Source organism: Halobacillus sp. B29 (assembly GCF_052246755.1).
Classification (GTDB): domain Bacteria; phylum Bacillota; class Bacilli; order Bacillales; family Halobacillaceae; genus Halobacillus; species Halobacillus halophilus.
In genome coordinates this window covers 44,640-53,804 of sequence record NZ_JBQQCM010000017.1, presented here as the reverse complement: position 1 = coordinate 53,804, position 9,165 = coordinate 44,640, and the positions used below count along the sequence as shown (strand labels likewise).

Annotated in this window: 9 protein-coding genes, 1 rRNA gene, 1 riboswitch and 1 other annotated feature; of the genes, 3 read left to right on the top strand and 7 right to left on the bottom strand. The window is 40.6% G+C overall.

What is annotated here, in order from left to right:
- The 4 genes from ACTWP7_RS18380 to leuS form a co-directional block, all read right to left on the bottom strand.
- Window positions 1-84: ribosomal RNA gene (locus ACTWP7_RS18380) — 16S ribosomal RNA — on the bottom strand; the annotation flags it as partial.
- A gap of 392 nt (window positions 85-476) precedes the next feature.
- On the bottom strand, window positions 477-806 hold the full coding sequence (locus ACTWP7_RS18375) for a rhodanese-like domain-containing protein (protein WP_014644076.1): 330 nt from the start codon (window positions 804-806) through the stop codon (window positions 477-479).
- An 18-nt stretch (window positions 807-824) separates the two neighbouring features.
- Window positions 825-1,136, bottom strand: coding sequence for a rhodanese-like domain-containing protein (locus tag ACTWP7_RS18370; RefSeq protein WP_014644077.1), 312 nt, complete (start codon window positions 1,134-1,136; stop codon window positions 825-827).
- A 135-nt stretch (window positions 1,137-1,271) separates the two neighbouring features.
- On the bottom strand, window positions 1,272-3,686 hold the full coding sequence (gene leuS / locus ACTWP7_RS18365; RefSeq protein WP_014644078.1) for a leucine--tRNA ligase: 2,415 nt from the start codon (window positions 3,684-3,686) through the stop codon (window positions 1,272-1,274).
- A gap of 50 nt (window positions 3,687-3,736) precedes the next feature.
- Window positions 3,737-3,958: a binding site (T-box leader), on the bottom strand.
- A gap of 119 nt (window positions 3,959-4,077) precedes the next feature.
- Here leuS and ACTWP7_RS18360 point away from each other — a divergent pair.
- Window positions 4,078-4,200 (top strand): hypothetical protein, encoded by a 123-nt coding sequence (locus ACTWP7_RS18360; protein ID WP_014644080.1) that lies wholly within the window; start codon window positions 4,078-4,080, stop codon window positions 4,198-4,200.
- A 298-nt stretch (window positions 4,201-4,498) separates the two neighbouring features.
- Entirely contained in the window at window positions 4,499-5,071 is a 573-nt protein-coding gene (locus ACTWP7_RS18355; protein WP_443124425.1) for a tRNA (mnm(5)s(2)U34)-methyltransferase, read from the top strand.
- A gap of 8 nt (window positions 5,072-5,079) precedes the next feature.
- Here the strand turns inward: ACTWP7_RS18355 and ACTWP7_RS18350 are convergent, their stop codons facing one another.
- Both ACTWP7_RS18350 and ACTWP7_RS18345 read right to left on the bottom strand, forming a co-directional pair.
- Window positions 5,080-6,156 (bottom strand): tetraprenyl-beta-curcumene synthase family protein, encoded by a 1,077-nt coding sequence (locus ACTWP7_RS18350; RefSeq protein WP_443124424.1) that lies wholly within the window; start codon window positions 6,154-6,156, stop codon window positions 5,080-5,082.
- Window positions 6,156-6,953: a lysophospholipase gene (locus tag ACTWP7_RS18345; RefSeq protein ID WP_443124423.1), complete on the bottom strand. Its 798-nt coding sequence runs from the start codon at window positions 6,951-6,953 to the stop codon at window positions 6,156-6,158. The genes ACTWP7_RS18350 and ACTWP7_RS18345 overlap by 1 nt, the downstream gene beginning before the upstream one ends.
- Window positions 6,954-7,014: 61 nt before the next feature.
- Here ACTWP7_RS18345 and ACTWP7_RS18340 point away from each other — a divergent pair, with 61 nt between their 5' ends.
- Window positions 7,015-7,527: a gamma carbonic anhydrase gene (locus ACTWP7_RS18340; protein ID WP_443124422.1), complete on the top strand. Its 513-nt coding sequence runs from the start codon at window positions 7,015-7,017 to the stop codon at window positions 7,525-7,527.
- Between the two features lie 89 nt (window positions 7,528-7,616).
- Here the strand turns inward: ACTWP7_RS18340 and metK are convergent, their stop codons facing one another.
- The gene (gene metK / locus ACTWP7_RS18335; protein WP_443124421.1) at window positions 7,617-8,813 is read right to left on the bottom strand and encodes a methionine adenosyltransferase; all 1,197 of its coding nucleotides are present in this window, start codon (window positions 8,811-8,813) and stop codon (window positions 7,617-7,619) included.
- A gap of 225 nt (window positions 8,814-9,038) precedes the next feature.
- Window positions 9,039-9,151, bottom strand: a riboswitch (SAM riboswitch).
- Window positions 9,152-9,165: the final 14 nt, after the last annotated feature.

The window sequence follows — 9,165 nt, the reverse complement described above, 5'->3', positions numbered from 1 at the left end:
ATCCGCTTGCTTCCCGCGCTCGACTTGCATGTATTAGGCACGCCGCCAGCGTTCGTCCTGAGCCAGGATCAAACTCTCCATAAAAGTTGAGATTGATTAGCTCTTTGCACACCGAATGTGCTTGTTTTAATTCCTTCTTTATAGAAAGAATATCTTGACGTACTGGTTGGTTCGTTCAGTTTTCAAAGATCAAATACTGCCTCACCGACAGTAATCAAATTCTAGCATAATGTGTTAGAAACTGTCAATGCATTTAATAGAATTTGTTGAATAAAGTTTTTGTTTTATTTTTGTAAAGTTGCTCTCAAATAAGCAACGTTAACTACTATACATTGCTACTAAAGAAAAGTCAACAGCTTCTCTTCATTTTTTTATAGTTCCTTAATCGAAAGGCTTAACTTAAAAGTTAAAACTCATAACCGCAGATGTTAAAAAGCACTCCTCTACAGAATATTGCATGCAGCAGGAGCACTTTTTTAAGATTTTATATAATAAATGGATTGCTGTCTTTTTTTCCGGATAATCTTCGCTGCTAGTTTTGCACCTCGTTTATCATCTGATACTACCAGAATTTTCTCAGGGCAGTCAAACCTCTCTTTTATAGTCCTGGATAAATAACTCAGAGGGATATTTTCTGCTCCAGGATAAGGGGAGCGGTAAGCTGAAATATAATCCCGTATATCAATTACACAAAGATCAGCGCCCGAAAGATTGGATTGGTTATAAGGTTTTAAAGCTGTTTTTTGATAAGCATTGTACAGGAACAAGCCTGCTATAATAACTATGGTCATATAGAATAAAGTCATGATTCTAACCCTTTCTAATTAAAAAACTAGTTCTCCCGTCCACTTTAGCATGCCGCCTTGCATATTTTTCACATGATGAAATCCTTTTTCTTTCATGAATTCAGCAGCGTTCATGCTCCGACTGCCTGAACGGCAAACAAGTATATACTCTTCCTCTTTCGAATATTGATCAATTTCATAAGGGATGTTCCCCAGAGGAATATGCTTGGCTGACGGAACCATACCTTGAGATACTTCCTCATTCTCTCTTACATCTATAATTGTCATCGGTTTATCTTGAGATATCATCGTATCTACTTCTTGAGGTGTAATTTCTTCAATTTGACTCATAACTTCTCCTCCTTCAAATCTGCTTACAAGATTTATTCTATTAAAAAAAACTTCAAAGTCAAGAGATTGAATTGACCACAGTTAAAACCTACAAAAGCCACCCCCAAAATAGTCTGGAGGCGGCTTTTGTATTCATTAATTCGCTACGATATTCACAAGTTTACCAGGAACGGCTATTACTTTTCGTACGGTTTTTCCTTCGAGCCACTGTTGGACATTTTCATTTTCTAACGCCTGCTTTTCTAAGTCCTCTGCAGAAGCCTCTTGATTAACCATCATTTTAGCCCTTACTTTACCCATTACCTGTACGACAATTTCGACTTCATCTTCTACAAGCTTTTCCTCATCGAATATTGGCCATTGCTGATACGTAATTGTTTCTGGATGTCCAAGCTTTTCCCATAACTCCTCTGCCAGATGAGGCGCTACCGGAGAAAGAAGCTTCACGAATCCTTCTACATATGATTTTGGAAGTTCTTCTACTTTATAACCTTCGTTAATGAATACCATCATTTGAGAGATACCGGTATTGAAACGAAGCGCTTCAAAATTTTCGGTAACTTTTTTAACCGTTTCGTGATACACCTTTTCAAGCTTATCCTCAGAAACGTCCTGCTTAATTGAATCGGATAGTTCACCGTCCACAACGAATAACCTAAACACACGATCAAGAAAACGACGTGCACCGTCAAGACCATTCGTAGACCATGCTACGGAGGCGTCTAATGGTCCCATAAACATTTCATAAAGTCTTAAAGTGTCCGCTCCATGGGTATGAACAATATCATCTGGATTCACTACGTTGCCTTTAGATTTGCTCATTTTTTCATTGTTTTCACCAAGGATCATCCCCTGATTGAAAAGTTTTTGGAAAGGTTCTTTAGTTGGTACTACACCTGCGTCGTAGAGAACTTTATGCCAGAAGCGAGCGTATAACAAATGAAGAACCGCATGCTCAGCGCCGCCAATATATACATCGACAGGAAGCCATTTTTTAAGCTTTTCATAATCGCCCAGCTCTTGTTCATTGTTCGCATCAATATACCTAAGGTAATACCAGCAACTGCCGGCCCATTGCGGCATGGTGTTCGTTTCACGCCGTCCCTTCATTCCTGTGTCCGGATCAACTACATTTACCCAGTCGTTAATATTGGCAAGTGGAGACTCGCCGGTACCGGACGGTTTGATTTCTGTCGTTTTAGGAAGCTCTACTGGTAATTCCGTCTCAGGAACCGGAGTAACGGAACCATCTTCCCAGTGAATAATTGGAATAGGTTCTCCCCAATAACGCTGCCTGCTGAACAACCAGTCACGCAACCGATAGGTGGTCTGTTTTTTACCTCGGCCGTTATTTTCCAGCCATTCAATCGATTTATCTATGGCTTCATCCTTGTCCAGTCCATTTAGAAAATCTGAGTTGATGTGTTTGCCATCACCTGTATAAGCTTCTTCATTCACATTACCGCCTTCAACAACCGGGACAATTGGCAAATCAAATTTCTGAGCGAACTCATAGTCCCGTTCATCGTGGGCAGGAACAGCCATTATCGCTCCGCTTCCGTAGCTCATTAAAACATAATCAGCTACCCAGATTGGAAGTTTCTCTCCATTAATAGGATTAATCGCATAGGAACCAGTGAATACTCCGGACTTGTCTTTAGCTAAATCCGTTCGCTCCAAATCACTTTTATTCAAAGCTTTTTCTACGTACGTTTGAACTGCATCCTGATGGTCAGGTGAAACGATTTTTTCAACGAGTGGATGTTCAGGAGCAAGCACAGCATAAGTAGCACCGAATAATGTATCCGGCCGGGTCGTAAATACATCAAACGTCCCTTTATCTCCTTCGATATGGAAGGTAACTTCGGCGCCTTCTGATTTTCCAATCCAATTGCGCTGCATATCCTTAATACTTTCAGGCCAATCTAGATCTTCCAGATCATCAAGCAGCCGGTCAGCATATGCCGTGATTTTCAACATCCATTGTTTCATCGGTCTGCGTTCAACGGGATGATCCCCTCGCTCACTTTTACCGTCAATTACTTCTTCATTAGCGAGTACCGTTCCTAAAGCAGGGCACCAGTTCACAGCAACTTCATCTATATAAGCTAATCCTTTTTCATACAATTTCAAAAAGATCCATTGCGTCCACTTGTAATAATCAGGATCAGTCGTGTTTACTTCCCGGTCCCAGTCATAGGAGAAACCAAGCTCCTGAATTTGGCGGCGGAAGGTCTGAATATTTTGAGCGGTGAATTCTTCAGGGTCATTACCCGTATCAAGAGCATACTGTTCAGCTGGAAGTCCAAAAGCATCCCAACCGATTGGGTGCAATACTTCATACCCTTGCATCCGCTTCATTCTTGAAAGGATATCTGTTGCTGTATATCCTTCAGGATGCCCTACGTGCAAGCCTGCTCCAGAAGGGTACGGGAACATATCCAAAGCATAAAATTTCTTCTTCTCTGACTCGCTATCCGTCTTGAACGTTTTTTGATCAAGCCAGTACTTCTGCCACTTCTTTTCTATTTTCTTATGATCAAAAGCCATTTCTTTTCCTCCTCATGTTCCTATCAAAATACAAAAAGCCCCTCATCCCTATATGGGACGAGAGGCTTGATTCCCGCGGTACCACCCAAATTAACGTTCTTTTAAACGTTCACTCGTGTATCGATAACGGCGATTCACCGGCAAAAAGCTACCATTAATGTTCACTTCTGCGACATCCAAGGCGAGTTCGTAATAATCAAGGACAGCTTCCACCAGCCGCTGCCTCTCTAAAAGCTTGATCTTTCACTACTACTCCTCTTCCACGTCATTAAGTTTATAATCGTATCTTAATGAAACCAAAACTCTTTGTCAAGTTTATCAAGCCTATGTTTATAGTAAGACGATATAAGGTAAACAAAACAGTAAGGAATCCTATAAGGAGGTCGTATCCATGAAGAATTTAGTCCGTAAAGCTGCGAATTATGCTAAGCGAAATCCACAAAAAACCAAGAGTTATGCGCGTAAAGCTGTAAATAAGCTTCAGAATCGCAGCAGTAAATCAAAAGTTAAATAATTCGGATTTATCATAAACTACATCTTCACAGATGTAGTTTTTTCTTTATACCTCTACTAAGCTCCCCGCTCTGCTCCAGCCCTGTTGATAGCCAGACAGGTACCACGTGATGTAAAGAATGAAACTTTACATACATGAAATAAATGTACGTATAACCCATCAATTAGCTCACCTTTATTGATTACTCTTGCCAAAATAGCCTATTTGATGGTCAGATGAATAAGAAATTATAACTCGTACGCCATTCATGCTACAATAATCCTTGCCTTAACCAAATGTAAAGGAGCTTTTAGAACCAATGACATTGCAGCCAATTCTGAACTACGCCCACTCTCTAATGGAAAACGTTATTAATGACGGAGACATAGCCATTGACGCTACTTGTGGCAACGGCCATGACACGTTATTTCTCACCAGTCTAGTAGGGGAAAAAGGATATGTTTATAGCTTCGATATTCAAGAGCAAGCTATTATCAAAACCAGGGAACGGTTAAAAAAACATCAAGCAGAAGAGCGGGTAACTCTAGTTCAGGACTCTCACGCACATTTAGCTAAGTACATCTCTCAGGTCCATCAATCACAAATTAAAGGAGCCATTTTTAACTTAGGCTATTTGCCAGGAAGTGATAAAACCGTTGTGACCACACCGAAGGAGACCCTTTCTTCCATAGAGCAGCTCCTTTCCTTCTTACAACAGGGCGGCATAATTGTTCTAGTAATTTATCATGGTCATGCGGGAGGAAAAGAAGAAAAAGATGCTTTAATGGAGTATGTTGCGTCATTGGATCAAAAGTCATTCAAGGTCCTGCAATACAGTTTCATTAATCAGAGAAATACGCCACCCTTTATTATAGCAATAGAAAAAACTTAGCCTGGCTCCTACAATGGACGGCCAGGCTTTAATTTATGATACATTTTTGTATTATAGTAAAAGAACTTCGCTTTACGTCCACTTACTTTAAGCAGATCTTTAACAAAGCTTTTCGCATTATCAAGCTTTCCGACTTTACGGTCAGCCAGATACATGCCGACCAGGCCTTCATGAATCATTTGGTGAAACGCTGTATCAGGAAGTTCTTGTACTTCTTCATGAGTTTGCCGGACAAAATACTCAAATCGATGCTTCATCTGTTCTTCATGAGCGTAATAAGAGCAAAAATTTAAATCTCCTTCTTCTTCGTCTTCTCTCTGGTCAATGTAGTAATCCAGCAGTATATGAAGCCCCTGCATAAATGGAAAGTAACTTCTTTCCACTTGTGCTGCAAGCGATTCATCCATACGGCCGTTAAGCATATAAGATACCAGACAGAAGATTCCTAAAGTAGAACCGGTGCAAGCTGAAAACTCATACCACTCTAAATGCGGCCACTCAGATTGATGATCTTTAAACCAACTTTTTAGACGTGGTATTCTTTCCTCTTCTATCACGTGTTTATGTACTTGCAAGTCGGTATATAATGATCCAAGTTTTAACGTGTGTTTCTGAACCATGGGATAATCTGATGAGTCCTTGAGTACATTCTGGCAGGTATGTACAAGGTCCCTTAAATAATTCCCATCATCCTTATCATCACGATAATGGTAATAATCTTTGATTTCATTTTCCGGAGTCAAAGCATCCGCCATGGATTGATGAAGCATGCGAAAATCGATTGGATCCATAGAAGTACTGCGGTCACACAAATTATCAAGATAGTCACTAATCGTCTGATAAGCCACAATAAAGCGAATCGACTCTTTCCATTGAGGACCAGCAAGCATGGAGTAAATAGAACCTCCTTCACAATGGAAGGTCTTATCTTCAATACTGGCTATCGCCTGGGTTCTCAATTCTTTGTTAGGAATCTTTTTAGCCCGCTCAACCCAATAATTCAATTCCTTATGAACTTCAGGAAAAACTTCCTTATAAACGCGAAACATTAAATGAACGGCATTTTGTGGTACTTGGGCTGTCACTACAACTCCTCCTTATCAGCTTGTTTCACTTGAAAGTGGATAAAATTCAGAGCAAAATTGTAGACGTCTTCCTGCTCAGGTTCATTAAAAATTTCATGATAGAACCCCGGCCATTCTTTATAGGTTTTCTCCTGACATCCGACTTTATGAAACCATTCTCTTGTTTTCTCAGGATCTACCATATGATCCTCACCTGCCTGCATGACTAATAAAGGCACATCCGGAAACTCTTCAACTTCTGAAAATGACTTCTTAATCGCTTTTCGGAATTCCTTATACCATCGAATAGATACCTTCTCTATTATAAGAGAATCCTGTTTATCTTTGGCAATAACCTCTGGATTACGGGTTACATACTCTGGTTTAAAAGGAGCTTTTACCAATACGGATGGCCAAACCTTATTTATTACATGAGTGACCGCTTCGAGAGACTTGCTAGCTCCGTTTAGTATTCCTGCAGCAGGCGACGAAAGAATCACTCCATTCACTGACGGTTTTAATTCCTGCATAACCCGCATCACAACCGTCCCGCCCATACTATGTCCCAGTAAAAATACAGGACGAGAAGAATCTGCTTTTTGCAGCCATTGACGCACAGTTTCTATGTAGGTTTCAAAATTCTTTATATGACCTTTCTTTCCTTCCGATAGTCCCTGGCCTGGCAGATCACCATAAATGACATTAAATCCACCTTTTTGAAAGCTTTCAGCCAATGAATGATAACGTCCGGCGTGTTCAAATGCTCCATGCACAATAATGATGGTAGCTAAATTTTGATTGGAGTTTAATCGTTTCACTTCTTCACGGCTCCTATCACTTTGCTATACTTAATATAACCATATTATAAGGGGGTTTAGTATGATTTGCGAATATAAAGGAAAAGAACCTCGGATCGATGAAACTGCTTATATTGCTGAAGATACTGTAATCACTGGGGATGTAACGATCGGAGCATACTCAAGTATTTGGTTTAAAACAGTCATTCGCGGAGATGTATCATCCGTACATATTGGCAGCAATGTGAACATTCAGGACCTTAGTCTACTTCATCAGAGTCCTGGTCTTCCATTGGTGATTGAAGATGGCGTTACGGTTGGACACCAGGTTACCCTTCACTCTCCACACATTAAGAAAAATGCTTTAATAGGCATGGGATCCTTAATACTTGACGGAGCTGAAATAGGAGAACAGGCTTTTATTGGCGCCGGCAGCCTTGTACCTCCGGGTAAGGTAATTCCTCCGAACACCCTTGCTTTCGGCAGGCCGGCTAAAGTCGTTCGTGATTTGACCGAAGATGATATCAAAGAAATGAATCGAATCCGAACCAGTTATGTAGAGAAAGGGCAATATTATAAAGGAGTCCAAGGTTAAACAATCTAATGATCAGCGTATCTATAGTTTTTATAGAAAAGGGAACTTCCTCTTTGAGAAAGTTCCCTTTTTGATATGCGTGAAGTTTTTTAACTAAAACGCTCTTTAAGCTCATCTGCCTTATCTGTTCTCTCCCAAGGAAATTCTACATCTGTGCGGCCAAAGTGACCATAGGCAGCCGTCTGCCTATAAATGGGTCTGCGCAAATCGAGCATTTTAATGATGCCTGCGGGACGGAGATCAAACAATTCTCTTACAGCTGCCACGAGGTCTTCTTCAGCTATCTTTCCTGTGTCAAAAGTATTAATGGAAATGGACACTGGCTGTGCTACCCCAATAGCATAGGCTAACTGTACTTCAACTGTATCAGCAAGACCTGCTGCCACAATATTTTTAGCTACATATCTGGCCGCATAGGCAGCAGAACGATCCACCTTAGTGGCATCTTTCCCACTGAATGCTCCGCCCCCATGACGCGCATAGCCGCCATAAGTATCTACAATGATTTTTCTGCCAGTTAATCCGGCGTCACCTTGAGGTCCTCCAATAACGAAGCGGCCTGTAGGGTTAATGAAGTATTTTGTACTGTCATCAATAAGATGAGAAGGGACAACCGGATCAATAACCTGTTCTTTTAAATCTTTTTTTATTTGTTCAAGTGTAATCTCTTCTGCATGCTGGGTTGATATAACAATCGTATCCACTCGAACAGGTTGATCATTAGCGTCGTATTCAATCGTTACTTGTGTTTTTCCATCAGGACGAAGATATTCCAATGTTCCGTTATTACGTACATCTGATAACCTTTTGGAAAGTTTATGAGCTAATGAAATCGGTAACGGCATCAATTCTTTGGTTTCATTATTAGCAAAACCAAACATGAGTCCCTGGTCTCCAGCTCCTATAGCTTCTATTTCATCATCACTCATTTGACCTTCTCTGGATTCATAGGCAACATCTACGCCGCCGGCAATGTCAGGAGACTGCTCATCAATGGCTGTCAATACAGCACATGTATCAGCGTCAAATCCAAATTTAGCTCTTGTATATCCAATTTCTTTAATGGTTTGACGAACAATGGCTGGAATATCAACATACGTATTGGTACTGATTTCTCCTGAAACAAGTACTAGTCCCGTTGTTACCGTTGTCTCACATGCAACTCTTGCATTTGGATCATTTTTTAAAATTTCATCTAAAATAGCATCAGAAATCTGGTCACAAATCTTGTCCGGATGACCTTCTGTAACAGATTCTGATGTGAATAACCGGCGATTGGCTGGCATTCTGAAAAACTCCTCCTTCTGTAAGTACAAAGTATTAGACGGAACTCTTTACCAGTATGTGTAGAAACTTTATCATAGTCTCAATCTATGTTCTTTTCTTATGGATGTCACAACCTAAGGTGCAAGCAATTTGGAATAGCAATCGGCATATCACTTAGTGTAGATATTGCCTTAAAAATAGAAAAAACCCTTCCTGATTCGAGGAAAGGGGGCTGCTTCCTTTCGCTCTTATCGTCCAAGGAGTATTCGTCCTTGCTTCAGGTTAGCACCATGTCATATTTCACATGACGGTTGCTGGGCTTCAAAGGGCCTGTCCCTCCACCTACTCTGGATAAGAGAGTTTCCGTTCTAA